General features: G+C 64.3%; 22 protein-coding genes. 10 read left to right on the plus strand and 12 right to left on the minus strand.

Annotated features, from left to right (window positions below):
* Positions 1-9: 9 nt before the first annotated feature.
* Complete coding sequence (locus tag CO656_RS09470; protein ID WP_097525553.1) at positions 10-1,170, plus strand: hemolysin family protein; 1,161 nt, start codon at positions 10-12, stop codon at positions 1,168-1,170.
* Between the two features lie 6 nt (positions 1,171-1,176).
* Here CO656_RS09470 and CO656_RS09475 read toward each other — a convergent pair whose 3' ends face one another.
* Positions 1,177-1,752 (minus strand): NYN domain-containing protein, encoded by a 576-nt coding sequence (locus tag CO656_RS09475; RefSeq protein ID WP_037420733.1) that lies wholly within the window; start codon positions 1,750-1,752, stop codon positions 1,177-1,179.
* Between the two features lie 497 nt (positions 1,753-2,249).
* On the opposite strand from CO656_RS09475, the gene lnt reads away from it, so the two are divergent.
* From lnt to CO656_RS09495, 4 genes are all read left to right on the plus strand, one after another.
* Positions 2,250-3,845, plus strand: coding sequence for an apolipoprotein N-acyltransferase (gene lnt / locus CO656_RS09480; protein ID WP_097525554.1), 1,596 nt, complete (start codon positions 2,250-2,252; stop codon positions 3,843-3,845).
* A gap of 145 nt (positions 3,846-3,990) precedes the next feature.
* Complete coding sequence (locus tag CO656_RS09485) at positions 3,991-4,407, plus strand: helix-turn-helix domain-containing protein (RefSeq protein WP_097525555.1); 417 nt, start codon at positions 3,991-3,993, stop codon at positions 4,405-4,407.
* Between the two features lie 223 nt (positions 4,408-4,630).
* Positions 4,631-5,899: a methionine adenosyltransferase gene (metK, locus tag CO656_RS09490; RefSeq protein ID WP_097525556.1), complete on the plus strand. Its 1,269-nt coding sequence runs from the start codon at positions 4,631-4,633 to the stop codon at positions 5,897-5,899.
* A gap of 232 nt (positions 5,900-6,131) precedes the next feature.
* A complete protein-coding gene (locus CO656_RS09495) occupies positions 6,132-6,830 on the plus strand; it encodes a tRNA (guanosine(46)-N(7))-methyltransferase TrmB (protein ID WP_097525666.1) in 699 nt (232 codons plus the stop codon).
* Positions 6,831-6,974: 144 nt separating this feature from the next.
* Here CO656_RS09495 and CO656_RS09500 read toward each other — a convergent pair whose 3' ends face one another.
* The gene (locus CO656_RS09500) at positions 6,975-7,232 is read right to left on the minus strand and encodes a DUF1150 family protein (RefSeq protein WP_012706639.1); all 258 of its coding nucleotides are present in this window, start codon (positions 7,230-7,232) and stop codon (positions 6,975-6,977) included.
* A gap of 49 nt (positions 7,233-7,281) precedes the next feature.
* Complete coding sequence (locus tag CO656_RS09505; protein ID WP_097525557.1) at positions 7,282-7,713, minus strand: Hsp20 family protein; 432 nt, start codon at positions 7,711-7,713, stop codon at positions 7,282-7,284.
* A gap of 247 nt (positions 7,714-7,960) precedes the next feature.
* On the opposite strand from CO656_RS09505, the gene CO656_RS09510 reads away from it, so the two are divergent.
* Positions 7,961-8,905 (plus strand): nucleoside hydrolase, encoded by a 945-nt coding sequence (locus tag CO656_RS09510; RefSeq protein WP_097525558.1) that lies wholly within the window; start codon positions 7,961-7,963, stop codon positions 8,903-8,905.
* Between the two features lie 49 nt (positions 8,906-8,954).
* On the opposite strand, the gene CO656_RS09515 is transcribed toward CO656_RS09510, so the two are convergent.
* From CO656_RS09515 to CO656_RS09525, 3 genes are all read right to left on the minus strand, one after another.
* Positions 8,955-11,315, minus strand: a complete 2,361-nt coding sequence (locus CO656_RS09515) for a methyl-accepting chemotaxis protein (protein WP_097525667.1) — start codon at positions 11,313-11,315, stop codon at positions 8,955-8,957.
* A 282-nt stretch (positions 11,316-11,597) separates the two neighbouring features.
* Entirely contained in the window at positions 11,598-12,497 is a 900-nt protein-coding gene (locus tag CO656_RS09520; RefSeq protein WP_097525559.1) for a ribokinase, read from the minus strand.
* 51 nt (positions 12,498-12,548) lie between these two features.
* A complete protein-coding gene (locus CO656_RS09525; protein ID WP_037420714.1) occupies positions 12,549-13,754 on the minus strand; it encodes a DNA recombination protein RmuC in 1,206 nt (401 codons plus the stop codon).
* 116 nt (positions 13,755-13,870) lie between these two features.
* On the opposite strand from CO656_RS09525, the gene def reads away from it, so the two are divergent.
* From def to truA, 3 genes are all read left to right on the plus strand, one after another.
* Positions 13,871-14,395 carry a peptide deformylase gene (gene def / locus CO656_RS09530; protein WP_037420711.1) on the plus strand — a complete coding sequence of 175 codons (525 nt, stop codon included), beginning with the start codon at positions 13,871-13,873 and terminating at the stop codon, positions 14,393-14,395.
* An 82-nt stretch (positions 14,396-14,477) separates the two neighbouring features.
* Complete coding sequence (gene fmt / locus CO656_RS09535) at positions 14,478-15,413, plus strand: methionyl-tRNA formyltransferase (protein ID WP_097525560.1); 936 nt, start codon at positions 14,478-14,480, stop codon at positions 15,411-15,413.
* Positions 15,413-16,156, plus strand: a complete 744-nt coding sequence (gene truA, locus CO656_RS09540; RefSeq protein WP_097525561.1) for a tRNA pseudouridine(38-40) synthase TruA — start codon at positions 15,413-15,415, stop codon at positions 16,154-16,156. Before fmt ends, truA begins: the two co-directional genes overlap by 1 nt.
* A 19-nt stretch (positions 16,157-16,175) precedes the next feature.
* Here the strand turns inward: truA and CO656_RS09545 are convergent, their stop codons facing one another.
* From CO656_RS09545 to CO656_RS09565, 5 genes are all read right to left on the minus strand, one after another.
* The gene (locus CO656_RS09545) at positions 16,176-16,772 is read right to left on the minus strand and encodes a hypothetical protein (protein ID WP_037420699.1); all 597 of its coding nucleotides are present in this window, start codon (positions 16,770-16,772) and stop codon (positions 16,176-16,178) included.
* Entirely contained in the window at positions 16,759-17,952 is a 1,194-nt protein-coding gene (gene dapE, locus CO656_RS09550) for a succinyl-diaminopimelate desuccinylase (protein WP_097525562.1), read from the minus strand. Before dapE ends, CO656_RS09545 begins: the two co-directional genes overlap by 14 nt.
* A 159-nt stretch (positions 17,953-18,111) precedes the next feature.
* Positions 18,112-21,297, minus strand: coding sequence for a multidrug efflux RND transporter permease subunit (locus CO656_RS09555; protein ID WP_097525668.1), 3,186 nt, complete (start codon positions 21,295-21,297; stop codon positions 18,112-18,114).
* A 127-nt stretch (positions 21,298-21,424) separates the two neighbouring features.
* On the minus strand, positions 21,425-22,630 hold the full coding sequence (locus CO656_RS09560) for an efflux RND transporter periplasmic adaptor subunit (protein WP_097525563.1): 1,206 nt from the start codon (positions 22,628-22,630) through the stop codon (positions 21,425-21,427).
* A gap of 44 nt (positions 22,631-22,674) precedes the next feature.
* On the minus strand, positions 22,675-23,490 hold the full coding sequence (locus tag CO656_RS09565; protein ID WP_037420689.1) for an alpha/beta hydrolase: 816 nt from the start codon (positions 23,488-23,490) through the stop codon (positions 22,675-22,677).
* 136 nt (positions 23,491-23,626) lie between these two features.
* Between CO656_RS09565 and CO656_RS09570 the strand changes: the two genes are divergently transcribed.
* Positions 23,627-24,538 carry a LysR family transcriptional regulator gene (locus tag CO656_RS09570; protein WP_097525564.1) on the plus strand — a complete coding sequence of 304 codons (912 nt, stop codon included), beginning with the start codon at positions 23,627-23,629 and terminating at the stop codon, positions 24,536-24,538.
* 15 nt (positions 24,539-24,553) lie between these two features.
* On the opposite strand, the gene CO656_RS09575 is transcribed toward CO656_RS09570, so the two are convergent.
* Positions 24,554-26,455 carry a DEAD/DEAH box helicase gene (locus CO656_RS09575; protein WP_097525565.1) on the minus strand — a complete coding sequence of 634 codons (1,902 nt, stop codon included), beginning with the start codon at positions 26,453-26,455 and terminating at the stop codon, positions 24,554-24,556.
* Between the last annotated feature and the right edge of the window lie 96 nt (positions 26,456-26,551).

The following is a 26,551-nucleotide window of genomic DNA, read 5'->3' on the forward strand; positions in this document are numbered from 1 at the left end:
TTTGGAACAATGAGCGACTTCAAGACACAGCCGGCAACGGTTGCCAGCGAGGAGGCCGATGCCTCCGGCGACGCCGACGCGGGCAGTAGTAGTACCACCGCCCGACCAGAGGGCAACAAATCCACCTCATCCTTCTGGAGCCGTGCGGCCCGCCTGTGGCGCGGTGCGGGCGCGTCAAGCCTGCGCGAGGATCTCGCCGACGCGCTGATGACGGATGCCGACAGCAACACCGCCTTTTCGCCCGAAGAGCGGGCGATGCTCAACAACATCCTCCGCTTCCGCGAGGTCCGCGTTGAGGACGTGATGGTGCCGCGTGCCGATATCGAAGCGGTCGATCAGAGCATCACGATCGGCGAACTCATGGTTCTCTTCGAAGAATCCGGCCGTTCGCGCATGCCGGTCTATAGCGAGGGCCTCGACGACCCGCGCGGCATGGTCCATATCCGCGACCTGCTCGCCTATGTGACCCGGCAGGCCCGCAACCGCCGCCGCAACGGGAAGGCAGCGCATCCGGTCGTCGCCGACAAGGTGGAGAAGACGCCGCGCCCGCCGAGGCCGGGCTTCGATCTATCGCGCGTCGACCTGAACAAATCGGTCGAGGAGGCGGGCATCATTCGCCAGGTCCTCTTCGTGCCCCCTTCGATGCTCGCTTCCGACCTGATGCAACGCATGCAGGCCGCACGCATTCAGATGGCGCTCGTCATCGACGAGTATGGCGGCACCGACGGGCTGGTCTCGCTCGAAGACATTGTCGAGATGGTGGTCGGCGACATCGAGGACGAGCATGACGACGACGAGGTGATGTTCGCCCGCTCGTCGGACGACGTTTTCGTGGCGGACGCGCGTGTCGAGCTCGAGGAGATTGCCGAGGCGATCGGTCCGGATTTCGACGTGCGCGAGCAGCTCGAGGACGTCGACACGCTGGGCGGCCTGGTCTTCGCATCGCTCGGCCGCATTCCGGTCCGCGGCGAGGTGGTGCAGGCCATTCCCGGCTTCGAGTTCCAAATCCTCGACGCCGATCCGCGTCGCGTAAAGCGGGTGCGCATCATGCGCAAGCGGCCGCCGGCACGCCGGCGAGTGGTCAAGCCCGAAAAGGAAATCTTGCCCGATGCGCTGCCGGCGAATGGCGGCGCTCAGGCAAACGCCCCGCCTCCGAGCTCGGCGGAATGATATGTTTTAGGTGGTGAGCGTTTCGTCGACCGGCTTGGCGGTCTGGGGCGACGCCTGTGGATGGCGGTCGATCTCGCTGCGCAATGTGATGAGATCGATGAAATGATCAGCTTGGCGGCGCAGTTCGTCGGCGATCATCGGCGGCTGGGTCGTGAGCGTCGAAACGACGGAAACCTTGCGTCCCCTGCGCTGCAACGCGTCCACCAGGGTGGTGAAATTGCCGTCGCCGGAGAAGAGGACGAAATGGTCGACGACGCGGCACTGTTCCATCGCGTCGATCGCGAGTTCTACATCCATGCTCCCCTTGATCTTGCGCCGGCCCTGGGCGTCAGTGAATTCCTTGGCCGGTTTGGTCACGACCGTGTAGCCATTGTAGTCCAGCCAGTCGATCAAGGGCCGGATCGAGGAAAATTCGAGGTCTTCGATGAGCGCCGTGTAGTAGTAGGCGCGCAGCAGATAGGCGCGTTTGTGGAATGCGGTCAACAACTTCCGGTAATCGATGTCGAAGCCGAGGCTCTTCGATGTCGCGTAGAGATTGGCGCCGTCAATGAAAAGCGCGATCTTTTCGCGGGTATCGAACATGGGGACCCCTTTTTTGTCCGAGATGCTGTTCTGGATCGCCTGTCCTACAACGCCGCGCGGTCAAGAGACGTGCAAAGGTCGCTGTAGCACTTTGAATTGCTGCATGATTTCCTCCTCAAATCAATTCTCGAATTTTAGGAGTGATGCAGTAGACGCGTCACATGGGCCCAGTGCCGAGTAGTTGGACCAGACTAACGGCATCGTCCCCAGGAGGGAACAACCAGCGGTGGCCGGAGCGTGAATTCTGCCGGCTGTGGTTAATCCGGCTTCTATCTCAACCAGTCGGGGGGTGATCCGGGTAATTGCCCTCTCTCTTCATCTCGCCACGATCTGCTGCATGATTTCGTGAAGCGGAACCGACCCAAGGCCAAACCATGCAGCAGCGGCGCGGCGCCGCCACGGCCACGGGACAAGCAAGCGGTTTTTTGGAAAACTGCCGGCACTGATTCGATTGATCTTACGCGCGAGGCCTTTCGCCGGCGCGACTTGGAGGCTGCATGGAAAAACTGGCAGGCAGGATCATATTGCTCTCCGGGGCGTCTCGCGCATTGGTCGGCTTCCTCGCGGGCGTGCTGGCGATGCTCGCCCAGCCGCCTTTCGGCATCTTCGCGGCGGCCTTCATTTCCTTTCCGATGCTCGTCTGGCTGATCGACGGGGTACCGACCCATCCCGACGACGGCGTCGTCCGGCGGCTCCTGCCGGCGGCTGCGATCGGCTGGAGTTTCGGCTTCGGCTATTTCCTCGGCGGTCTTTGGTGGCTCGGCAACGCGCTCCTGGTGGAGGCGGATCTCTTCGCCTGGGCCTTGCCGCTGGCCGTCATCGGCCTTCCCGCCGCGCTCGCCCTGTTCTATGCGCTCGCCGTGATCATCGCCCGCTGCCTCTGGTCAGACGGCGTCGGACGTATTGCTGCGCTTGCGGTCGGCTTCGGCCTCTCTGAATGGCTGCGCAGCTTCCTCTTTACCGGCTTCCCCTGGAATGCGATCGGCTATGCGGCAATGCCGATGCCGCTGATGATGCAATCGGCGAGCGTCCTGAATGTGGCGACGATCAATATGCTTGCGGTCTTCGTGTTTGCCGCTCCGGCCCTCGTCGGCACCGGCAGGGGCGCGCGGATCGGCCTTGCCGCCGCTGCACTGCTCTTCGCTGCGCATATCGGCTACGGCTATCACCGGCTTTCCCTGCCGGCGCCGCAGCCGATGATGCCGGAACGCACCGTTCGTCTTGTGCAGCCGGTGATCGACCAGGCGAAGAAGATGGACGACCGCGAGCGCGCGGCGATCTTCGAGGAGCATCTGTCCTTGACCGCCGCGCCGCCGCAGGCGGGCGGCAAGCGCCCGGATATCATCGTCTGGCCGGAAACCTCGATCCCCTTCATCCTGACGGACAATCCCGACGCGCTGACCCGGATCGCGGAGGTTCTCCAGGAGGGGCAAATCCTCGTGGCGGGCGCCGTGCGGGCCGAGGACGCGGGGGCGGGCCTGCCGCCGCGCTACTACAATTCGATCTACGTGATCGACGACCGCGGCCAGATCGTCGGCGCGGCGGACAAGGTGCATCTCGTTCCATTCGGCGAGTATCTGCCGTTCGAGGACGTCCTCAATTCCTGGGGCTTGAGTTCGATTGCCGCGAATATGCCTGGTGGCTTCTCGGCGGCGCCGAACCGTTCGGTCCTGACGCTGCCCGGCGGCAGGACATTCTATCCGCTGATCTGTTACGAGGCGATCTTTGCCGACGAAATCGACGGCAATGCGCAGCTCTCCGACGCTCTCCTGAACGTCACCAATGACGCCTGGTTCGGCGACACGCCCGGCCCGCGCCAGCATCTCCATCAGGCTCGGCTGCGCACAATCGAGACCGGCACGCCAATGATCCGAGCCGCCAACACCGGTATATCAGCGATTGTTGATGCACGTGGTGTTTTAGTGGTAGGATTAGGATACAATTACAAGGGAGTGACGGACACAATTCTGCCGGGCAAGATGCCCACCATGACCGACAGCACGATGCGTGGCAGGATCTTCTGGTTCACGGCGGCGTTTCTATTGTTGATTGCGGTAATCTCGCGCAGGGGTTTTAATTTTTGGACGAATTGACCTAAAACCCCTAAAATTGCATAGTGTATTTCACCATCAACCCATGCCTGCCACTGGAGCCCTGCTTTCGCTGGCAGGCTGTTCATCAATTGCTGCGTCAATGATGGGTTGTGGCCATCGAAACAGCGTGTTCAGGAACGCGACTATGGTTGAAAACAAGAAGAAGCCGAACCCGATCGACATTCATGTCGGTAGCAGGATTCGCCTTCGCCGGACGATGCTTGGCATGAGCCAGGAGAAGCTCGGCGAGAGTCTGGGGATCACATTCCAGCAAATCCAAAAATACGAAAAGGGAACGAACCGCGTCGGTGCGAGCCGGCTGCAGAACATCTCCTCCATCCTCAACGTCCCGGTCTCGTTCTTTTTCGAGGATGCTCCGGGCGAGGGCGGCGCCGGATCAGGCATGGCGGAAGCGCCGAGCTCCAATTATGTGGTGGACTTCCTCTCCTCTTCCGAAGGCCTGCAGCTCAACCGGGCATTCGTGAAGATTTCCGATCCGAAGGTCCGCCGCAAGCTGGTGGATCTGGTGAAGGCACTGGCGGCCGAAGCCGAGAGCGAATAGCAGAACTTTCCGACCTTACGAAAAAGCGGCCCAGGGCCGCTTTTTTCGTAGGTGCCGGGGGCTCCTGAGACTGTTTTTGTCGGTCGGCGCGGCTTGGAGAAATGCCGTTCCAATCGTCGTTGCGATATCGATATAAAGATATATTTATGTCCTTGTGCGCTTGTTTTTCGGTGGCAAAACCACTAACAGTGAACATGCTTCTTTCATTGAGGGGACTTCCCGTATGCGCGCAAATTACCTGTTCACCAGCGAATCCGTTGCCGAAGGTCATCCGGACAAAGTGTGCGACCGCATCTCCGACGAGATCGTCGACCTGGTCTACCGCGAAGCGGCGAAATGCGGAGTCGACCCGTGGACCGTGCGCATTGCTTGCGAAACGCTGGCGACCACCAACCGCGTCGTCATCGCCGGTGAAGTACGCCTGCCGCCGAGCCTTCTGAAAAAGGACAAGAACGGCAACGACGTCATCAACCCCTCGAAGTTCAAGGCGGCCGCCCGCAAGGCGATCCGCGACATCGGCTACGAGCAGGACGGCTTCCACTGGAAGACGGCGAAGATTGACGTGCTGCTGCACTTCCAGTCGGCGCACATCGCCCAGGGCGTTGACAATGCCGCCGACAAGCAGGGCGAAGAGGGGGCCGGCGACCAGGGGATCATGTTCGGCTATGCCTGCCGCGAGACCGCCGAGCTCATGCCGGCGCCCATCTACTATTCGCACCGCATCCTCAATCTGCTCGCCGCCGCCCGCAAGAAGGGCGAGGGCGACGTTGCCAAGCTTGGCCCGGACGCCAAGAGCCAGGTGACGGTACGCTATGTCGACGGCAAGCCGAGCGAAGTCACCTCCATCGTCCTGTCGACCCAGCACCTCGACGACAGCTGGGATTCCGCCAAGGTCCGCAATGTCGTGGAGCCCTATATCCGCGAGGCCCTCGACGACCTGAAGATCGCCGACGACTGCACCTGGTACATCAACCCGACCGGCAAGTTCGTCATCGGCGGACCGGACGGCGACGCGGGTCTCACCGGCCGCAAGATCATCGTCGACACCTATGGCGGCGCCGCACCGCATGGCGGCGGTGCCTTCTCCGGCAAGGACACGACCAAGGTCGACCGCTCGGCCGCCTATGCCGCCCGCTATCTCGCGAAGAACGTCGTGGCGGCCAACCTCGCGGAACGTTGCACGATCCAGCTTTCCTATGCGATCGGCGTCGCCCAGCCGCTGTCGATCTATGTCGACCTGCACGGTACTGGCAAGGTTTCGGAAGACCAGGTCGAGAAGGCCATCCGCAAGACGATGGACCTTTCGCCGACCGGCATCCGCCGCCACCTCGACCTCAACAAGCCGATCTATGCCAAGACCTCCGCCTATGGCCACTTCGGCCGCAAGGCTGGCCGCGACGGCTCCTTCTCCTGGGAGAAGCTCGACCTCGTCAAGCCGCTCAAGGAAGCGATCTCGCTCGATTCTGCGCCGATCAGCAGCCGCGCCGCTTGATATTCACACACGGGTGGGCCGAAGAGGCTGGCGTCAGCGCCACGGTGTTGCCGCGGTTGAACGCAAGTGAAAAGCAGATCGGGGCGGATGCTCGAAGGAGCCTCCGCCCCTCTGCTTGCGCGGGAAGATGTGAGCGGTCAGGCGCCGGCGTCTGGACATAATGAAGTCGATCATGCTTGTGATCTTCGGTCGAATGAGACCGAAAATCGTCATGATCCAAGGAAGAACAAATATGACCGAACCGCGTGGTGCCAGATCGACGGAGGCCTTCTTCGGGCGCCGCAAGGGCAAGCCGTTGCGGGAACGCCAGGCAGCGCAGCTCGAGACGCTGCTGCCGGTCCTGAGGCTCGATCTCAAGCAACCGTCGCCGGACGATCTGTCGGCGCTGTTTCCCGCGGAGGTCAAGCGGATTCGCCTGGAAATCGGCTTCGGCGGCGGCGAGCATCTCATTCATCGGGCGGCGGAGGATCCGTCCACCGGCTTCATCGGCGTCGAACCCTTCGTTAATTCCATGGCAAAGCTGCTCGGCCAGATCGAAGCGAGGGAGATCGACAATGTCCGCCTCTATGACGACGATGCCACGCAGGTGCTGGACTGGCTGCCGCAGGCTTCCGTCGATCAGATCGATCTGCTCTATCCCGATCCCTGGCCGAAGCGGAAGCATTGGAAGCGGCGGTTCGTCTCAAAGGTCAATCTCGACCGCTTCGCGCGCGTCCTGAAACCCGGCGGCCTCTTCTGCTTCGCCTCGGACATCGACAACTATGTCAATTGGACGCTCATCCATTGCCGCGACCACGCCGCCTTCGACTGGACGGCGGAAAGATCGGCCGATTGGCTGACCCCGTTTGCCGGCTGGCCGAGCACGCGCTACGAGGCCAAGGCCCGACGGGAAGGCAGAAGTTCGGCCTATCTGACGTTTCGGCGCGTTTAGGACTCTTTGCGCTTTGGCCTTACCCCAGCTAGTGCGGAAAATGGGCGGTGGGACATAGCCCCTTGTTCCTTCTCCCCGTCGCTGCGGGGAGAAGGTGGCGGCAGCTGGATGAGGCGCCAAATTCAGCTGGAATGCCTCAGCCGCTCAATGCAGGCTGACGGTGCGAAGGTCGTCCTCGGCGGCCTTGAAGAAGGTGCTCGAGCGGTTGTCGGTCAACAGGATCGGCGTGCCGTCCGCCGCAAACAGGGCCCAGAGATCGATGCCCGGTCCCATCTCGGGCGCTTCCGGAAAGCAGCGGGAGACCTCCTCCGACCGCATCTTGCGGATATAGCCGACTTCGCCGGCGCCGAGATGCGCAAGGTCGTTTTTCGACAGCGATGAGGTGATGGTTTTCAGTCCCATGGTCATGCTCCGTGGTCGCCGGCGCGGGAGGAAAATCCCGCCGGTTATCCTATTCTGGGACCGAAATGTTAATTTTCTTTACCATACGGACCGGCTCGGGGCGCACCAGATCGACCGACAGAAGACCGTTGCGGAGTTCGGCGCCGAGCACCCGCATGCCGTCGGCAAGCACGAAGGTCCGCTGGAATTGCCGGGCGGCGATGCCGCGATGCAGGTAATCCCGTTCGCCGGTTTCGACCTGGCGGCCACGGACGACGAGCTGGTTTTCCTCCGTCGTGACCTCCAGATCCTCTTCGGAGAATCCGGCGACGGCAAGCGTGATCCGCAGCCGTTCCGGCGTACCGGCGGCGCTATCGCCGCGAATGCGCTCGATATTGTAGGGAGGGTATCCGTCGTTCGCCTTGGCGATCCGCTCGAGGGTCTTTTCCATGCTGTCGAAGCCCACCAGCAGCGGGCTCGTAAAGGGCGTAATCCTGCTCATTCCAAGTCCTTGTGAGCTCAAGCGACCATCTTTCGGACCTGCCAGGCAGCATCCTTCGACAGCAATATGGTAGCTGTGCGCAACGAGTGCAAGCGGCTTGCCTCGGCCGCTGACGCAAATCATAGTCCGCTGCGGAGGTCCAATTCCCCGGCGCACGCGCAGGCTGCTCAAGTCTCCCCGTGACCGGCTCACCTCACCAGGTCATGGCCTGGCGATCCGATACCATCCGACTCGCAGGAGGAAGACAGTGACAAGCGCGAGAAAGATCATCATCGACACGGATCCGGGACAGGACGATGCGGCCGCCATCATGCTGGCCTTCGGCAGTCCGGAGGAAATCGACGTGCTCGGCATCACCACGGTTGCCGGCAACGTGCCGTTGACGCTGACGTCGCGCAATGCGCGGATCGTCTGCGAACTTTGCAACAGGACCGACATCAAGGTCTTTGCCGGGGCCGAGCGGCCCGTGGCGCGGCCGCTGGTGACGGCCGAACATGTGCACGGCAAGACCGGCCTCGACGGTCCTGAACTCAGCGAGCCGACCCTGCCGCTGCAGGAGCAGCACGCCGTCGACTTCATCATCGAGACGCTGCTTGCCGAAGCGCCGGACACAGTGACGCTCTGCACGCTGGGTCCGTTGACCAATATCGCCCTGGCGCTCACGAGGACGCCGGAAATCGCGCCGCGGGTGCGGGAGCTGGTGATGATGGGCGGCGGCTTCTTTGAAGGCGGCAACATCACGCCGGCGGCCGAATTCAACGTCTATGTCGATCCGGAAGCCGCCGAGATCGTCTTCCGCTCCGGCATTCCCATCGTCATGATGCCGCTCGACGTGACGCATCGCGTCCTCACCCATAAGGTCCGGGTCGAGAAAATCCGCGCCATCGGCCGCCCGGCGGCGGTCGCGCTCGCTGAAATGCTGGAATTCTTCGAACGCTTCGACATCGAGAAATACGGCACCGATGGCGGGCCTTTGCACGATCCGACGGTGATCGCCTATCTCTTGCGGCCGGAGCTCTTCACCGGCCGCGACTGCAATGTCGAGATCGAGACGGCGTCGGCGCTGACCACCGGCATGACCGTCGTCGACTGGTGGCAGGTCACCGGCCGAAAGCACAATGCCAAGGTGATGCGCCATATCGACGACGAGGGATTCTTCGAGCTCCTGACCGATCGCCTGGCGCGCCTCTGAAAATGAAAGCGGCGCCCGTCGGGCGCCGCTTTAGTCTTGTCTGGTTCGATCAGAACTCTTCCCAATTGCCTTGAGCGAGGGCGTTTGCGCCGGAGGTCTGGACGAGAACCCGCTGCGTCGAGCTCGAATAGCCGCGTGCCGCCGTCGGTTCCGCTGCCGGGCGGGGAGCTTCTGCGGTTCGCATCCTGGCGGCGGCGCCACGCAGCTTTTCGGCGGAAGACTGTACCGGCTCCCGCTGGACCACGCGGAACCGCGCAACCAGCCCGCTCAGTGTCCGGGCCTCCTCGTTCAGCGTCATGCTGGCCGCCGTCGTCTCTTCGACCATGGCCGCATTCTGCTGCGTCACCTGATCCATCTGGTTGACCGCAGCGTTGATTTCCTTGAGGCCGACGGCTTGCTCCGAGGCTGAGCTGGAGATCTGCCGGATCAAGCCGTTGATCTGCACCACCTGCTCGGCGATCTTCTTGAGTGCGCCGCCCGTCTTGCCGACGAGATCGACGCCCTCGCGCACCTGTCCGGCCGAGGTGTTGATCAAGGTCTTGATCTCCTTGGCGGCATTGGCCGAGCGCTGCGCAAGCTCGCGGACCTCCTGCGCGACGACCGCAAAGCCCTTGCCGGCCTCGCCGGCGCGTGCGGCCTCGACGCCCGCATTGAGTGCGAGCAGGTTGGTCTGGAAGGCGATCTCGTCGATGACACCGATAATGCGGCTGACCTCGTGCGAGGACTGCTCGATGCCCTGCATTGCCGCAATCGCCTTCTGCACGACCGCGCCGGACTGCTCCGCATCGCTGCTCGCCAGTTCGACGGATTTTGCCGCGACCTTGGCGTTTTCGGCGCTGGCATCCACCTGCGACGTCAGCTGGTCGAGGGCGGCTGCGGTTTCCTCCAGGCTTGCGGCCTGCTGCTCGGTCCGATGCGACAGGTCGTTGGCGGCGTTGGAAATCTCGCTGGTGCCGCTGCCGATATTGACAACCGAGTGGTTGACGGTGCGGATGGTCTCTTCAAGGCTCTCCATCGCCGCATTGAAGTCGCGCTTCAGCTGGGCGTATTCGCCCGGGAACTCGTCCGCAATCCGGTAGGCGAGGTCGCCGGAGGCGAGATGCGAGAGACCCTTGCCGAGACGTGCGACGATGTCGCGTTGCAGCGCCCCGGTCTCGGCGCGCTCGCTCTCCGAGCGGCTGCGTTCCAGCTCGGCCTGTTCGCGCTCGTGGCGGGCTTCGCCTTCTAGGCGTTTGGCGTCGGCCAACCGATGACGGAAACCTTCGAGGGCCTTGGCGACCGAGCCGGTCTCGTCGGAGCGGTCTTGCCCGGAGATCGGCTGTGCATAGTCGCCATTGCTGAGCGTTTCGACGTCGCGGACGAGGCCCGCGAGCGGCTTCTGGACGAAGCGGCGAACGGCGAGATGGAGGCCGGCGAGCACGGCGGCGAGAACGACGATGCCCCCGATGATCATCATATAGGTCTGATCGTTGACCGGTGCATTGATGGCGGTGCGCGGCACGTCGACGAGGACGAGCCAGTTCGCAGCCACATTGGGCAGTTTGAAGGGATAGACGACCCGGTCGAAGGGCGCGTTTCCGTCATAGGTCAGGTTCCTGATCATGCCTGACGCGTCGGACGAGAGCGCCTTCTGGATGATATCCTCACCCTCGCCCTCGTAATCCTTCATCAGGAGATCGGGAATTGGCGCCGCGAGCCACTTGCCGCTCTGCGACAGCAGGTAGACGCGGCCCGAACCGAAGGGCTTCAACGTCGCGAGCCGGTCGGCAAGCGAAGCGAGCGAGATGTCGACGCCCGAGACGCCGATCATCTTGCCGTCGGACAGCACCGGATAGGCGATCGACGTCATCGTCGTCGGAACGTCGGTGCCTTCGGCCATGTAGGGCTGGGTGATGGCACCCTTGCCGCTCTTCGCGGCTAGCGCGTACCATTCGGCCGCGTAGTCGGCGCGGAAGGTCGAAAGCTGTGCCTTGCCGTTGCGGTCCTTCGACCAATAGGGCGTGAAGGCGCCTTCCGCATTGCCGCCAAGCTCGGTGTTGTTGACGACGTCCTTGCCGTCGAATGCCTTCGGCGCCTCGGCGAACCAGCTGCCGAAGGCGAAGTCATGCTGATCGAGGTTGGCCTTCAATAGGTTGATGGCGCCGGCGCGGTCGACGGATTTTCCGCCATGGCCGCGGCCGAGCACGCCCGACATCGTGTTGGCGGCGGCCGCCAGCTCTCCGACGCTGCCGGCGATTTCGGCGGCAATCGCGCGGGCCTCCGTCTTGGCGCCGTCGAAGACGAGCGTTTCGACACGATCCTGGGTCTGTGAAATGAGAACGAAATTCGATGCGAGCAACACGAGAGCGATCGTGCCGCCCGTGACGGCGATCAGCTTGGTGGCCAGCGATTTTGCATGGAAGTTGAACATGAAATCCTCACGCACTGAGAGGTCCGCAGGTTTCTTGCCTGCGGCATGACATTCCAAATGTGGGTGAAGCTCCATCATGGAGCGCGTGATGCCGACCGGCATACAGGAGCCGGACCGATGCGAGCGGGCTGCCTCGCAATCTGGATAGATCATCAAAGATTAATTTAAGGCCAACATCCGGGCCAATTCCTGGCCGTCCAAAGTGGATTCTACGCGGCGAGCATCGTTGCCGCGCCAAATCCTATCCAGATCGCGAAACGGACCAAAAATAGACTGCGGCAGTCAAAGGCGCGCGGCGACCTCGGAGGCGAGCGGTATGGACGGCTGTGCTCCCGCTTTCAGGCAGGCGAGCGATCCGGCGGCGGCGGCACGGCGCAGCGCATCGGGGAAGGCGAGGCCCGCGTCGAGGCTTGCCGCGAGATAGCCGCAGAACGTATCTCCAGCTCCGACCGTATCGACGGGTTCGATCGCCAGCCCCTTGGCGCTGTGAATATCGCCCTGATGGACGGCGGCGACACCCTCGGCACCGAGGGTGACGATGACGATCTGTCCGGTTTCGTCGTGGAGGTCCTTCATTGCCGCTTCACGCTCAGCGCCTGCAATACCGCTTTTGCCCGCCAAAAGCTCGAACTCGGTCTCGTTTGCAATGACGATGTCGGCCATGCGGCCAAGGCGGGCCGCCTCCGGCGTCAACGGCGCGATGTTGATGATCGAGCGGATGCCACGGCGCCTGGCCTCCACCAGCGCCTTCTCCACCGAGGCCGCCGGAATTTCGAGCTGCAGCATCAGCGTGTCGCCGGCCGCCATTTGCTCGAGGGCCGTGACCGCGTCGCTCTCGCTCACCGTCGCATTGGCGCTGGCGACGACGACGATGACGTTCTCGCCGTCACCGCCGACGAGGATATGGGCGGTCCCGGTCGGCTCGCTCACGGTCTTGGTGAGGCCAAGGTCCGTGCCCGCCTCCTTGAGCAGGGTAAGCGCGCCTTCCGCAAAGCTGTCCGAGCCGACGGCGCCGGCCATCCGCACGGAAGCGCCGGCGCGCCGGGCTGCCAGCGCCTGGTTCGCCCCCTTGCCGCCGGCGGCGGTGGAAAAGCCCGTTCCGGCAACGGTTTCGCCCGGCTTCGGAAGGCGTGCGGTCGTGGCGATCAGGTCCATGTTGATGGACCCAAGAACAGTGATCATGTGGAGATGTCCCGTCGGGTTGCTGATTGTGCCGGAGAGTGCCCGAGGCCGTCAGTCTTCGTCAACCACCCGCAGCTTCAATTGCCCGATGCGGTTGTCGACTGCCCGCTCACTCTTGTCGGCCGGCTCCCTGGCGCCGTGGTTCGCCGGTGCGGCCTCCAGTTCCAGCGCCTCGATCTTGGCGCCGCGACGCGTCAGCTTGTCGGAGGAGATCAGAATGTCCTCGACATCCTTCTGGGTCATCGCGAAGTGGCCCTGCAGCTTCCGGACCCGTTCGTCGAGCCGCGAGAGATCCTCCATCAGGCGCACCACCTCGCCCTGGATCAGATGCGCCTGCTCGCGCATGCGGGCGTCCTTCAGGATCGACTGGATCACCTGGATGGAAAGGAGCAGCAGCGACGGCGAGACGATGACGATGCGCTGGCGGTGCGCCTTCTGGACGGTCGCTTCGAAATGCTCGTGGATTTCCGCAAAGATCGATTCGGACGGAACGAACAGGAAGGCGGTTTCCTGCGTCTCGCCGGCGAGCAGATATTTGCTGGCGATATCGCGGATATGGACCTCCATGTCGCGTCGGAAGGCTTGCGCCGCCTGCTGGCGCCGCTCGGCACTTTCCGCATCACGCATGGCATTCCAGGCTTCGAGGGGGAATTTTGCGTCGATGACGAGCGGCGGCTGGGCATTCGGCATGCGGATGATGCAGTCCGGCCTCGCCCCGTTCGAAAGCGTCGCCTGGAAGGTGAAGGCGCCCATCGGCAGGCCGTCGGCAACGATCGCCTCCATCCGCGACTGGCCGAAGGCGCCGCGCGTCTGCTTGTTGGCAAGAATGCTCTGCAGCCCGGCCATGTCCCTGGCGAGAGACTGGATATTATTCTGGGCGCTGTCGATGACCGCCAGCCGCTCCTGCAGCCGCCTTAAATTCTCGTGGGTCGCCTTCGTCTGTTCGCTGATCGACGCGCCGATCCGGTGCGTCATGCCGTCGATGCGCTGGCTGAGCGATTGGTTGAGTTCCGCCTGCCGTGTGCCAAAGACATCGGCCATCGCGGCGATGCGTCCCTGCATTTCGGTCTGTGCCGCGAGCAGCGCCGATAGCTGCTGGTCCCGGTCGTCGGCGCGAAGCGCCCGCGCCCTGCGGGCCGACGCAATTGCCAGCAAAACGAACAGGAGAGCGGCGAGGCTGAGCAGATGGCCAGCCGTTAGGGGAAAGGTGCCGATGAGGAACAGCGGCTGGTCGATGGCGAAGGCAGTGGGCTCCATGGCCGCAGCCTAAACAGATTCGCATCCGAAAACTAGATCAAAACAAGAACAAACGGCTCAACTCATCACACGGCAATTTTCTTGCGCAGCGACGGAAAGATCGGCTATGGGGGAGCATGACGATCAAGCCGCTCATCATCCTTCCCGATCCGCTTCTGCGCCAGGTTTCGACGCCCGTTGAGACGATCGACGCCGACATTCGCCGGCTTGCCGACGATATGCTCGAGACCATGTATGACGCTCCCGGCATCGGACTGGCGGCGATCCAGATCGGCGTTCCGAAGCGCCTTCTGGTTCTCGACGTTTCGAAGGAGGGCGAGGAGAAGAAACCGCTGGTCTTCCTCAATCCGAAGATCGTGAAATCCTCCGAGGAGCGCTCCGTCTACGAGGAAGGCTGCCTGTCGATCCCTGACTATTATGCCGAAGTCGAGCGACCGGCGGCGATCACCGTCGAATATCTCGACCGCGGCGGCAAGGAGCAGGTAGTTGAGGCCAACGGCTTGCTCGCCACCTGCCTGCAGCACGAGATCGACCATCTGAACGGCGTCCTGTTCATCGATTACATCTCCAAGCTCAAGCGCGACATGGTGATCCGCAAGTTCGCCAAGGCGGCCAAGACGCGCGGCGCCAAGGCCATCTGACCGTCGCGCCCCGCGCCTAGAGGCGTTTGACTCGGAGCCGCTGCCCTGCTTGGGGCATTTGAGAAAGACGGAGTTCACCGCCTTGCCGCTTCGCATCATCTTCATGGGCACACCGGAATTCTCCGTGCCGACGCTCTCTGCTCTCGTCGAGGCGCGTCACGAGATCGTCGCCGTCTACACGCAGCCGCCGCGTCCCGGCGGCCGGCGCGGCCTCGATCTGCAAAAGTCGCCGGTGCATCAGGCGGCCGAACTTCTCGGTGTTCCGGTGTTGACACCCGTCAACCTCAGGCAAACCGCGGATCGGCAGATCTTTCGCGATTTCGGTGCCGATGTGGCAGTCGTCGTCGCCTATGGCCTGCTGCTGCCGGAAGAGATCCTCTCGGGCACTCGCCACGGCTGCTATAACGGCCATGCCTCGCTCCTGCCGCGCTGGCGGGGTGCCGCACCGATTCAGAGGGCGATCATGGCCGGGGACCGTGAGACCGGCATGATGGTGATGAAAATGGATAAGGGGCTCGACACCGGGCCCGTGGCGCTCGTCAAGTCTGTTCCGATCGGCGAGACGATGACGGCCGGCGAGCTGCACGACAAGCTGATGCATGTCGGAGCGGCGCTCATGAAAGAGGCGATGGTGCGGCTCGAGATGGGCGAACTGACGCTGACACCGCAGCCCGAGGAAGGCGTCGCCTACGCCGCCAAGATTACGAAGGACGAGACGCGGATCGTTTTCACGCGGCCGGCGGCCGACGTTCACAATCATATCCGCGGCCTCGCGCCCTTTCCGGGCGCCTGGTTCGAACTTCAGGTCGCCGGGCGGATGGAGCGGATCAAGGTACTGGGGTCGGAGCTTGCCGCAGGGGCCGGCACGCCGGGCACGATCCTGGACGACGGCTTGACGATCGCCTGCGGCGAAGGGGCGGTGCGGCCGACGCGCCTGCAGCGGGCAGGCGGCAAGGCGCTTGCTGCGCCTGACTTTCTGCGCGGCACGCCGATCGCCGCCGGCACGAGGATTTCCTGATGCCGCGCTACCGGCTGACCGTCGAATATGACGGCTCCGATTATGTCGGTTGGCAGCGGCAGGAGAACGGTCCCTCCGTGCAAGGGGCGATCGAGAAGGCGGTGCTGTCCCTGACCGGCGAGACCGTCTCGATCCGCGGCGCGGGACGCACCGATTCCGGCGTCCACGCCAGGGGCCAGGTGGCGCATATCGACCTGGCCCGCGAATGGAAGACGCACACGCTGCGCAATGCGCTCAATGCCCACCTGACGCTCGCCGCCGAGCGGGTGTCGATCCTCGACGCGGCCGAAGTTCCGCCGGAATTCGACGCGCGCTTTTCGGCCGTCCGCAGGCATTATCTCTACCGCATCATCTCCCGCCGTTCGCCGCTGGCGCTCGAGGCACGGCGCGCCTGGTGGGTGCCGAAGACGCTCGACCATGAGGCGATGCATGCGGCCGCACAACATCTCGTCGGCCATCACGATTTCACGACGTTCCGGTCCGCCCATTGCCAGGCGACCAGTCCGCTGCGCACCATCGATCGGCTGGATGTCACCCGCAGCGGCGAATTGATCGAAATTCGCGCAACGGCGCAAAGTTTTCTGCACAACCAGATACGCTCCTTCGCCGGCTCACTGAAGCTCGTCGGCGAGGGCAAGTGGACGCCAGACGACCTCAAGGCCGCACTCGAGGCGCGCGACCGCAAGGCCTGCGGACCCGTTGCCCCGCCGGATGGCCTGTTCTTCATGCAGGTCGATTACTGACCGCTCGCGCTCACCCCGCTCAGCCGGGGATCAGTCCGAAGAAGTGCTGAAGATATTGGGCGAGCATCATCGGCGGCAGCAGGTAAAGGGCCGTCAGGGCGGAAGCGAGCAGGTTCTGATTGCCGGTTATCGAGCGCAGCAGCCGGAAGAGCAGGACGACGCCCGCAATGAGGACGATCAGCGACAGGAGAGCAGTGAGCTGATGGCCTCCACGCGCGAGAAGGAGGAGCGCGGCCGGGATCGCCATCGCATAGGAAAGCGGCACCGAGAGCCAATTGGTGGTGACGATCACAGGCACGACCAATCCGGCAAATCCGAGGGGCCGCGAAAGGCCAGCAACGAGCATGACCGGCAGCAGCCAACTGACGAGATCGACGACGAGCAGCTTTAGGAAAAAGCCGATGCCGACGGTCGAGCCGCTCGGCATCGCCGAAAGATAATAGAGGCGCCAGGACGCCCAGGAAACGGCCATGGCCGGCAGCGACCAGAGGATCGCCGAAAAGGAGCGCCACAAGCCGCTTTCGCTGATGTCCAGCCAGTTATAGCCTTCGCGGTTGCCCTGGATCAGCAGCCAGAGCCCCTTGATATAGGCGAGAACCTCGTCAAGCAGCGGCATGGCCGAACCAGCGGGCGATGAAGGTTTCATAGATCTCGGTCAGGGTCTCGAGATCGGCGACCGCGACGCGCTCGTCGACCATGTGCATTGTCTGGCCGACGAGACCGAATTCGACCACCGGGCAATAGTCCTTGATAAAGCGGGCGTCCGACGTGCCGCCGGTGGTGGAGAGCTTCGGCCGGCGGCCGGTCACGGCCTCGACCGCGCCGGAAAGCGAATCGATCAGCGCGTTGTTGCGCGTCAGGAAGACGTGGCTCGGGCGCTCGTTCCAGACGATGTCGTATCTGACCGGATCGCGGCCGGGCCGAAGCGCACCGTCCTTTGCGGCACGGCCGAGGCGGGCAACGATCTCCGCCTTCAGGCTTTCGGCCGTCCAGCGGTCGTTGAAGCGGATGTTGAAGGCGGCACTGGCCTTGGCCGGAATGACGTTGACGGCGGCATTGCCGACATCGATCGTCGTCACCTCCAGGTTGGACGGCTGGAAATTCTCGGTGCCGGTGTCGAAGGGCGGGTCCATCAGCGCTTGCGTCAGCTGCAGAATGCCGCGCACCGGATTGTCGGCAAGGTGCGGATAGGCGGCATGCCCCTGGACGCCGTGGACGGTGATCCGGCCGGAGAGGGATCCGCGCCGGCCGATCTTGATCATGTCGCCGAGGTTATCCGGATTGGTCGGCTCTCCGACGAGGCAGGCGTCCCAGCGCTCGCCTTTTTGGGCAGCCCATTCGAGAAGCTTGATCGTGCCGTTGATCGCCGGTCCTTCCTCGTCGCCGGTGATGAGGAAGGAAATCGATCCCTTGGGTCGGCCATGCTTTTCGATGTGGCGGGCAACCGCCGCGACGAAGCAGGCAATGCCGCCCTTCATGTCGACAGCGCCGCGCCCGTACATTTCGCCGCCGGCGATCACGGCCGAAAAGGGCGGATGGGTCCAGGCGGCTTCGTCGCCGACCGGCACCACGTCCGTATGGCCGGCGAACATTAGATGCGGGCCTTCGGTGCCGAGGCGGGCATAGAGGTTCTCGATATCCGGCGTTCCCGCCTCCCTGGCCATTACCCGATCGAGCGTGAAGCCGAGGGGCGCCAGCATGCCTTCGAGCGCCGACAAGGCACCGCCTTCGGCCGGGGTGACCGAGGGGCAACGGATAAGGGCGGAGAGATTGGAGATCGGATCGGTCGGGAACATCGAACGGAATGCCTGCGGAGCCGGTGGGCCAAGGAACTGAGTTTGCTGGTTTATCCGATCGCTCCCCGGCTGTCACGCCCGATGAGACGGCGACGCGCTTGGAGACCGCAACGGGCCGGACGATCGTCCGGCCCGTCGGATGTGTGTTCCGGGAGAAGGCTATTCGCCCGGGGCGAGATGCGGCGCCTCGATATGCGCCCCCGCGTGCTTCAGCGGCCGCTCGCCGGAGAGCTTGCGGATCAGCACGTAGAAGACCGGCGTCATGAAGATGCCGAAGGCGGTGACGCCGATCATGCCGGCAAAGACCGCCACGCCCATGGCCGAGCGCATTTCAGCACCGGCGCCGGTCGAAGTGACGAGCGGCACGACGCCCATGATGAAGGCCATCGACGTCATCAGGATTGGCCGGAGCCGCAGCCGGCTCGCCTCGATCGCGGCGCTGACGGCGCTCTTTCCGGACAACTCGAGCTCGCGGGCGAACTCGACGATCAGGATCGCGTTCTTCGCCGAGAGGCCGACGAGCACGATCAGGCCGATCTGCGTGAAGACGTTGTTGTCGCCGCCGGTCAGCCAGACGCCGGTGAGCGCCGCCATGATGCCCATAGGCACGATCAGGATGATCGAGATCGGCAGCAACAGGCTCTCATATTGCGCCGCGAGCACCAGATAGACGAGCAGCAGCGCCAGCGGGAAAATCAGGATGCCCGAATTGCCGGCGAGGATCTGCTGGTAGGTCAGATCAGTCCACTCGTAGGAGATTCCGGGCGGCAGCGTCTCGGCGGCGATTCGCTCGATGGCGGCCTGCGCCTGGCCGGAGGAGAAGCCCGGTGCCGGGCCGCCATTGATGTCGGCGGCGAGGAAGCCGTTGTAGCGGATCGCCCGCTCGGCACCGACCGTCTGCTCCACCTTCAAGAACGCCGACAGCGGGATCATCTCGCCCGACTGCGAACGGACCTTCAGCTTGCCGATGTCGTCGGCGTGGCTGCGATAGTTCGCGTCGGCCTGGATGCGCACGCTGTAAGTGCGGCCGAAGGCGTTGAAGTCGTTGACGTAGAGCGAACCTAGATAGATCTGCAGCGTCTCGAACACGTCGGTGACCGCGACGCCGAGCTGGCGCGCCTTGGTGCGGTCCAAATCGGCATAGAGCTGCGGCACGTTGATCTGGTAGCTCGAATAGAGCCCGGCCAGTTCCGGTGTCTGTGCAGCCTGCGCCAGGAAGGCCTTGGCCGCGTCGTCCAGCGCCCGATAGCCGAGGCCATTCTTGTCCTCGATCTGCAGCTTGAAGCCGCCGGTCGTGCCGAGCCCCTGAACTGGCGGCGGCGGGAACATGGCGATGAAGGCGTCCTGGATCGCGCCGAACTCCTGGTTCAGCTGCATGGCGATCGCGCCGCCCGAGAGTTCCGGCGTCGTCCGCTCCTCGAATGGCTTCAGCGACACGAAGACGATGCCGGAGTTCGAGGAATTGGTGAAGCCGTTGATCGACAGGCCCGGGAAGGCGATGGCATGTTCGACGCCGGGGTGCTTCAGCGCGATGTCGCTCATCCGCCGGATGACGTCCTCCGAGCGGTCCAGCGTCGCCCCGTCCGGCAATTGCGCAAAACCTATCAGATATTGCTTGTCCTGCGCCGGCACGAAACCGCCAGGAACGGAGCGGAACAGCGCGAAGGTGACGCCGAGGAGGACGACGTAAAGGCCCATGATCAGCGACTTGCGCGTCAGAATGCCGCCGACGCCGCGGCCATAGGCTTCCGAGCTCGCCCCGAAGAAGCGGTTGAAGCCGCGGAAGAACCAGCCGAACAGCGCGTCCATGATGCGCGTCAGGCGGTCCTTCGGCGCGTGATGGTCCTTCAGGAGAAGGGCGGCGAGCGCCGGCGACAGCGTCAGCGAGTTGAAGGCGGAGATCACCGTCGAAATCGCGATCGTCAGCGCAAACTGGCGGTAGAACTGGCCGGTCAGCCCGGTGATGAAGGCGAGCGGCACGAAGACGGCGACGAGCACCAGCGCGATCGCGATGATGGGCCCGGACACCTCCTGCATGGCGCGATATGTCGCCTGCACCGGCGAGAGACCCTGGGAGATGTTGCGCTCGACGTTTTCGACGACGACGATCGCATCGTCGACGACGATGCCAATCGCCAGCACCAGGCCGAAGAGGCTGAGCGCATTGATCGAGAAGCCGAAGACATACATCACCGCGAAGGTGCCGACGATCGAGACGGGCACCGCGACCAGCGGAATGATCGAGGCGCGCCACGTCTGGAGGAAGACGATGACGACGAGCACGACGAGCGCGATCGCTTCGAGCAGCGTATGGACGACCGATTCGATCGACGCCCGGACGAACTGCGTCGTGTCGTAGACGATCTCGTAGTCGACGCCTTCCGGCATGGTCTGCTTCAGCTCGGCCATTGCCTTGTGGACGTTTTCGGAAATCTGGATGGCATTCGAGCCCGGCGCCTGGAAGACGCCCATGCCGACGGCCGCCTTGTTGTCGAGTAGCGAGCGCAGCGAGTAGTCCGCCGCGCCCATTTCGACGCGGGCGACGTCGCCGAGGCGGGTGATCTCGCCATTGGCGCCCGACTTAAGCACGATATCGGCAAAGTCCTCAGGCGTCCTCAAACGCCCCTGGGCGTTCACGGAGAGCTGCAGGTCGAGGCCGGCAACGGAGGGCGAGGCGCCGATCACGCCGGCGGCCGCCTGGACGTTCTGTCCGCGGATTGCATTGGCGATGTCGCTCGCGGCAAGGCCTCGCTCGGCGGCCTTTTCCGGGTCGATCCAGACGCGCATCGAATAGTCGCCGCCGCCGAAGATCTGGACCTGGCCGACGCCTTCGACGCGGGCCAGCCGGTCCTTGACGTTCAGGACGCCGTAGTTGCGCAGGTAGTTGATGTCGTACTGGCCGTTCGGCGAGATCAGGTGCACGACGAGCGTCAGGTCGGGCGAGCTCTTGACGGTGGTGACGCCGAGCCGGCGCACCTCCTCCGGCAGCCGCGGCTCGGCCTGCGAGACGCGGTTCTGCACCAGCTGCTGGGCCTGGTCCGGATCGGTGCCGAGCTCGAAGGTGACGGTAAGGGTCATCAGCCCGTCGGCGGTCGCCTGGCTTTGCATGTAGAGCATGCCTTCGACGCCGTTGATCTGCTCTTCGAGCGGTGTGGCGACAGTTTCGGCGATGACGGCCGGGTTGGCGCCCGGATACTGGGCGCGAACGACGATCTGCGGCGGCACCACCTCCGGATATTCGGAGATCGGCAGGCCGGTCATGCCGATCAGGCCGGCGACGAAGATGAGCACGGAGAGAACGCCCGCGAAGACCGGGCGGTCGACGAAAAAGCGTGAGAAGTTCATAACGATCCCCCTTGGGAACTTCAGGCAAACAAAGAGCTTCTGCGGCGGAAAAGCGTCCGCCGCGCGCCGATGCATGCCGTTGGATGTCTAAGCGCTTCCCTGCCTCTCAGCGGCAGGGCGCGCCTAACTATGGTTTCGCGATCGACGCGGTTGCCTGCTCGGCCGGCTGCGGCGCGACGACGACGCCCGGACGGACGCGCTGCAGACCGTTGACGACGATGCTCTCGCCGGGCTTCAGGCCGGTCTCGATGATCCGCAGGCCGTCCGCCGTCGGTCCGAGGGTGACCTGCCGGTATTCGACCTTGTTGTCGGAGCCGACGACCAGCACGAATTTCTTGTCCTGGTCGGAGCCGATGGCGCGGTCGCTGATCACCAGCTTCTCTGCCGGCGCCGGATCGCCGATGCGGATGCGGACGAACTGGCCCGAGATCAGCCGGCCGTCGGCATTTTGGAGCGCCGCCCGCACGCGGATCGTGCCGGTTGCCGCATCCACCTCGTTGTTGATCAACTGGATATGGCCGCTGATCGGCGTGCCCTCGTCGGCGGCGGTGCCGATCTGTACGGGTATTTGCTCGATCGACTCGGCACCGGCGGAAGCGGAGAGCTTGGCGAGCGCTGCCGCGACCACTTCCTCGCTGACATTGAAGCTCGCATAGATCGGGTCGACCGAGACGAGCGTGGTCAGCACCGGCGAGGCGGAGCCCGCCGCGACAAGGTTGCCGGCCGTAACCTCGAGCCTGCCGACACGGCCGCTGATCGGGGCGCGCACCTCGGAATATTGCAGGTCGAGCCGCGCGGAGCGCAGCGCCGCCTTGGCCGACCGGACATTCGCCTGCGCCTCGTCATAGGCGCTGAGCCGCTGGTCGACGCCGCTCTGCGGAATGGCGCTGGTGGAAACCAGCTTGCGGCCGCGCTCGAGCTCGGTCTTGGCGAGTGCCACCCGGGCTTCCGCGGCCGCCACCTCCGCTTCCGCGCGCTCGACCGCTGCCGCATAGGGTTCGGGGTCGATGGTCACGAGCAGGTCGCCCTTCTCGACGAGCGCACCCTCCCGGAAATGGGCGCTGAGGATCGCCCCGCCGACGCGCGGGCGAACCTCGACCCGCTCGATCGCCTCGAGCCGGCCGGAGAAGCTCTCCCAAGTGGTGATCCGGCGCGTTTCCGCCTGGGCGACGGAAACCGGCACGGCCGGCGGCGCGGCGGGCGCCGCTTCAGTTGTGGCATCCGCCTGCAGGCGGGCAGGCAGGCCGAGAAGGACGGCACCGCCGCCGGCGACGGACAATAGAATGCTGAGGCCGGCACCCCACAGGGCGCGGCGAGTAACGCTCGACGTCATGATCTCTCCTTGCCGGTTGGGAGCCGGCTCTAAAAAATGTCTGCTTACTTCTGTGTGGCCTTCGCTCCCGCCTTCTCGAAGAAGCGGGAGAAAATGCCGGATATGATTTCTTCCTGTTCGGGCCAGCTTTTCTGGGCCGAGACATTGGCCGGGACCCAGGCGGCACGGCCGGGCAGGACGTGCATCTCCACCGGAACGCCGGCTGCGCGCAGGCGCTCGGCATAGGCCTTTGCCTCGTCGCGCATCGGACACTCCTCGCTGGTGACCACGAGGGCCGGAACGAGACCGCCGAGCCGGGTGCAATGGCCGGGCGCCGCGTAAGGGTGGGTCAGGCCGCTGCCTTCACCGAGATATTGCTGCCAGCCGTCGGCGATCGATTGGACAGAGCTCTGCGGACAGAACTTGCGGAACGACGGCGTCGCCAGGCAGGGGTCGAGCAGCGGTGACAGCAGGATCTGGCCCTTGAGGTCGGTCAGAAACTGGTCCCGCGCCATCAGCGCCAAGCCGGCGGCGAGGTTGCCGCCTGCCTCCTCGCCCGCGACGAACAGCAGCGACTTCTTGTGCGCGAACTGCGGGCAGCGGCTGCGCATGGAAGCCAGCATGGCATAGGCGGTGTCGAGAGCCGCCGGAAACGGGTTGAGGCAGGCCGACGGATATTCCGGCGAGACGACGACCGCACCGGCAGCGGCGAGGGCCCCGGCAACCTTCTCTCCGGCCGCGACCGAATCTCCCGTGAAGCTTCCGCCGTGCAGATGCAGGACGACCGGCGGCGGCGCGAGCAACGACGCACCCTTGTAGACGCGTGCGCGGCACGAGCCCTGGCCCGTCTGCATCGTCTCTTCGGTAAAATGCGTGTCCATCTCTTGCCTCGACAATGGGTGAATCCCTAGATGAGGGACAACCCGCGACGGTCACATCCTAACATTGTCTTTCTTCTGGAATAGTCAGTGGGTTCTGATTACACTATTCGGTATTTCGAACAATTGGCTATTGAAAATGGACCAGCTTACGGCCATGCGCGTGTTCCTTCGAGTGGTGGAGACCGGCAATTTCACCCGGGCCTCCGCCTCGCTCAACATGCCGAAGGCGACCGTCACCAATCTCATTCAAGGCCTGGAGGCGCATCTTCGCACCAAGCTTCTCAATCGCACGACCCGGCGGGTTCTGGTAACGCCGGACGGTGCGCTCTACTACGAACGCGCCGCGCGCCTGCTCTCCGACATCGACGAACTGGATGGCAGCCTGTCGAGCGCCCAGAGCCTGCCGAAGGGCCGGCTGCGCGTCGAAACCGCGAGCGCCTTCGCCAACCTGATCATCATTCCGGCGCTCCCTGAGTTTCACCGCAAGTACCCCGATATCCAGATCGATCTCGGCGTGTCCGACCGCAACGTCGATTATCTGGCCGAGAACGTCGATTGTGCGATCCGTGGCGGTGCGCTGACGGACCAGTCGCTGATCGCCCGACGCATCACGGAGATGAAGTTCACCACCTGCGCCACGCCGGATTTCCTCGAAAGGCACCCGGCGCCGCAGCATCCCTCCGACCTCGAGAAGAACTGCTATGCCGTCGGCTATTTCCGGCCGACCACCGGTCAGCAGATGCCCTTCCACTTCCGGCGCGGCAGCGAGGAAATCGAGGTCAATTGCCGCTATACAGTCGCAGCGAACGAGGCGACGACCTATGTCGCGGCCGCGCGGGCGGGGATGGGCGTCATCCAGGCGCCGCAGTTCATGGTGCGCGACGATCTCCGCGCCGGCACCATGGTCCCGGTGCTCGCCGATTGGCAGGTCGACCCGATGCCGGTCTATCTGGTCTATCCGCCGAACCGGCATTTGAGCAGCCGGCTGCGCGTCTTCGCCGACTGGGTGGTGAAAGTGGTCGCGCAATCGCAGCTCGACGGCGCGTAACCCGAGAATGCGAAGTCAGGCTTGCCGGTTCTTGGCGTTGTTGCGCTTGGCTTTCGGCTTGAAGTCGCCGGCCGCCTTTCTCGCGTCAGGCTTCCCCTTCTTCTTGCTCCAGGCCTTTTCGTCGCGCCTCTCCGGATGCGCGTCCTCGCTGACGGGCGGCTTCTTCTCGTACTTGCGTTTCGGCTGAAAGTCGTTGTGGCCACGCTCCGGCTGAGCCTCTGCCGGCCGCGGCCGCTTTTTCGCGAATTCTTGCTTGTCGTCGCGCCGCCGCGAGCCGTCCGGGGCGCCCGGCAGCGACTTGACGCGAATGCCCTTTTCCAGTGTCCGGTTTGGGCCGATTGCGGAGAGGAAGCGCTCGGCGCCCTCGGCAGTCAGCTCGACATGGGTTTCCTCCGGCTGCATGCGGATTGCGCCGATGTCACGCTTGCTGAGCTTGCCATGGCGGCAGAGCATCGGGATGAGCCAGCGCGGTTCGGCGTTCTGCTTGCGCCCGACGGAGAGCGAGAACCACTGGCCGTCTGTGAAGTCCGCGCGCGGCGCGGGGCCCTCGTCGCCGGTGAAAGCCGGTCCGTCGCGGCGGCTTTTCTTCCGATCGTCCGCAAGCGAGACCTCGGAGAGCTCCTCGGGGGCGGAGTGCCGCGAGCGGAACTGCCGCACGAAGGCGGCGGCCAGCTTCTCGGCGCCATGGCGCGCGATCAGCGCCTCGACGATCGCTTGCTCGTCGTCGCCCAGCGCCTCGTCGAAGGCCGCGTCGGCAATCAGACGCTCGTCGTCGCGGCTTGTCACGTCTTCTGCCGACGGCGGCTTCGCCCAGGCGGCGGTGATGCGGGCGCCATCCAGGAGCCGCTCCGCTTTCCGCCGCTGATTGACCGGTACGATCAATGCGCTGACGCCCTTCTGGCCCGCCCGACCGGTGCGGCCGCTGCGGTGCAGAAGCGTCTCGGAATTGGTCGGCAGATCCGCATGGATGACGAGCTCGAGGCCCGGCAGGTCGATGCCACGGGCGGCGACGTCGGTGGCGATGCAGACCCGGGCACGGCCGTCGCGCATCGCCTGAAGCGCGTGGGTGCGCTCGTTCTGGCTGAGTTCGCCCGAGAGCGCGACCACCGAGAAGCCGCGATTGTTGAAGCGGGCCGTCAGGTGGTTGACCGCAGCGCGGGTCGAGCAGAAGACGATCGCGTTGCGGGCTTCGTAGTAGCGCAGCACGTTTATGATGGCGTTCTCCCGATCGCTCGGAGCGACGAGAAGCGACCGGTATTCGATATCGCCGTGCTGCTTTTGCTCGGATGCAACCCCGATCCGCACCGCGTCGCGCTGGTAGTTCTTGGCAAGCGTGGCGATCGAGCGCGGCACGGTCGCCGAGAACATCAGCGTGCGGCGTTCGGGCGGCGACGCCTCGAGAATGAATTCCAGATCCTCGCGGAAGCCGAGATCGAGCATCTCGTCCGCCTCGTCGAGCACCACGGCGCGCAGCGCCGAGATGTCGAGCGAGTCGCGGCGGATATGGTCGCAGAGCCGGCCCGGCGTGCCGACGACGATGTGGGCGCCGCGTTCGAGCGCGCGTCGTTCGCTGCGGATGTCCATGCCGCCGACACAGGACGCGATCGTCGCCCCGGCAATCTCGTAGAGCCATTCAAGCTCGCGCTTGACCTGCAGGGCCAGCTCGCGCGTCGGCGCGATGACAAGCGCCAGCGGCGCCTCCGGAGTGCCGAATTGCCTTGTCGTTCCGAGCAGCGTCGGCGCCAGCGCCAAGCCGAAGGCAACGGTCTTGCCGGAGCCGGTCTGAGCGGAAACCAGCGCGTCGGCGCCGTCGAGCGCCGGGTCGCGCATCGCCTCCTGAACCGGTGTCAGCGTGTTGTAGCCGCGTTTCGCCAATGCCGCGGCGATCGAGGGCGCGATCCCTTCGAACTCTGTCATGTCCTGTCTTTCGGATTTCGGTCGTCGCGCCGAAGACGAGCGGACCATAAGTCGGGTCGTCCTCAGGCGTCGATAGCCGCGGCCAACGTCGCGGCC

The organism is Sinorhizobium sp. FG01 (assembly GCF_002531875.1).
In the GTDB taxonomy this organism is placed as follows: domain Bacteria; phylum Pseudomonadota; class Alphaproteobacteria; order Rhizobiales; family Rhizobiaceae; genus Sinorhizobium; species Sinorhizobium fredii_C.

Bases quoted from the DNA above. Each gene is read 5' to 3' on its own strand.
- CO656_RS09470 (WP_097525553.1), top strand. From the start codon at position 10: ATGAGCGACTTCAAGACACAGCCGGCAACGGTTGCCAGCGAGGAGGCC.
- CO656_RS09475 (WP_037420733.1), bottom strand. From the start codon at position 1,752: ATGTTCGATACCCGCGAAAAGATCGCGCTTTTCATTGACGGCGCCAAT.
- lnt (WP_097525554.1), top strand. From the start codon at position 2,250: ATGGAAAAACTGGCAGGCAGGATCATATTGCTCTCCGGGGCGTCTCGC.
- CO656_RS09485 (WP_097525555.1), top strand. From the start codon at position 3,991: ATGGTTGAAAACAAGAAGAAGCCGAACCCGATCGACATTCATGTCGGT.
- metK (WP_097525556.1), top strand. From the start codon at position 4,631: ATGCGCGCAAATTACCTGTTCACCAGCGAATCCGTTGCCGAAGGTCAT.
- CO656_RS09495 (WP_097525666.1), top strand. From the start codon at position 6,132: ATGACCGAACCGCGTGGTGCCAGATCGACGGAGGCCTTCTTCGGGCGC.
- CO656_RS09500 (WP_012706639.1), bottom strand. From the start codon at position 7,232: ATGGGACTGAAAACCATCACCTCATCGCTGTCGAAAAACGACCTTGCG.
- CO656_RS09505 (WP_097525557.1), bottom strand. From the start codon at position 7,713: ATGAGCAGGATTACGCCCTTTACGAGCCCGCTGCTGGTGGGCTTCGAC.
- CO656_RS09515 (WP_097525667.1), bottom strand. From the start codon at position 11,315: ATGTTCAACTTCCATGCAAAATCGCTGGCCACCAAGCTGATCGCCGTC.
- CO656_RS09520 (WP_097525559.1), bottom strand. From the start codon at position 12,497: ATGATCACTGTTCTTGGGTCCATCAACATGGACCTGATCGCCACGACC.
- CO656_RS09525 (WP_037420714.1), bottom strand. From the start codon at position 13,754: ATGGAGCCCACTGCCTTCGCCATCGACCAGCCGCTGTTCCTCATCGGC.
- def (WP_037420711.1), top strand. From the start codon at position 13,871: ATGACGATCAAGCCGCTCATCATCCTTCCCGATCCGCTTCTGCGCCAG.
- truA (WP_097525561.1), top strand. From the start codon at position 15,413: ATGCCGCGCTACCGGCTGACCGTCGAATATGACGGCTCCGATTATGTC.
- CO656_RS09545 (WP_037420699.1), bottom strand. From the start codon at position 16,772: ATGCCGCTGCTTGACGAGGTTCTCGCCTATATCAAGGGGCTCTGGCTG.
- dapE (WP_097525562.1), bottom strand. From the start codon at position 17,952: ATGTTCCCGACCGATCCGATCTCCAATCTCTCCGCCCTTATCCGTTGC.
- CO656_RS09555 (WP_097525668.1), bottom strand. From the start codon at position 21,297: ATGAACTTCTCACGCTTTTTCGTCGACCGCCCGGTCTTCGCGGGCGTT.
- CO656_RS09560 (WP_097525563.1), bottom strand. From the start codon at position 22,630: ATGACGTCGAGCGTTACTCGCCGCGCCCTGTGGGGTGCCGGCCTCAGC.
- CO656_RS09565 (WP_037420689.1), bottom strand. From the start codon at position 23,490: ATGGACACGCATTTTACCGAAGAGACGATGCAGACGGGCCAGGGCTCG.
- CO656_RS09570 (WP_097525564.1), top strand. From the start codon at position 23,627: ATGGACCAGCTTACGGCCATGCGCGTGTTCCTTCGAGTGGTGGAGACC.
- CO656_RS09575 (WP_097525565.1), bottom strand. From the start codon at position 26,455: ATGACAGAGTTCGAAGGGATCGCGCCCTCGATCGCCGCGGCATTGGCG.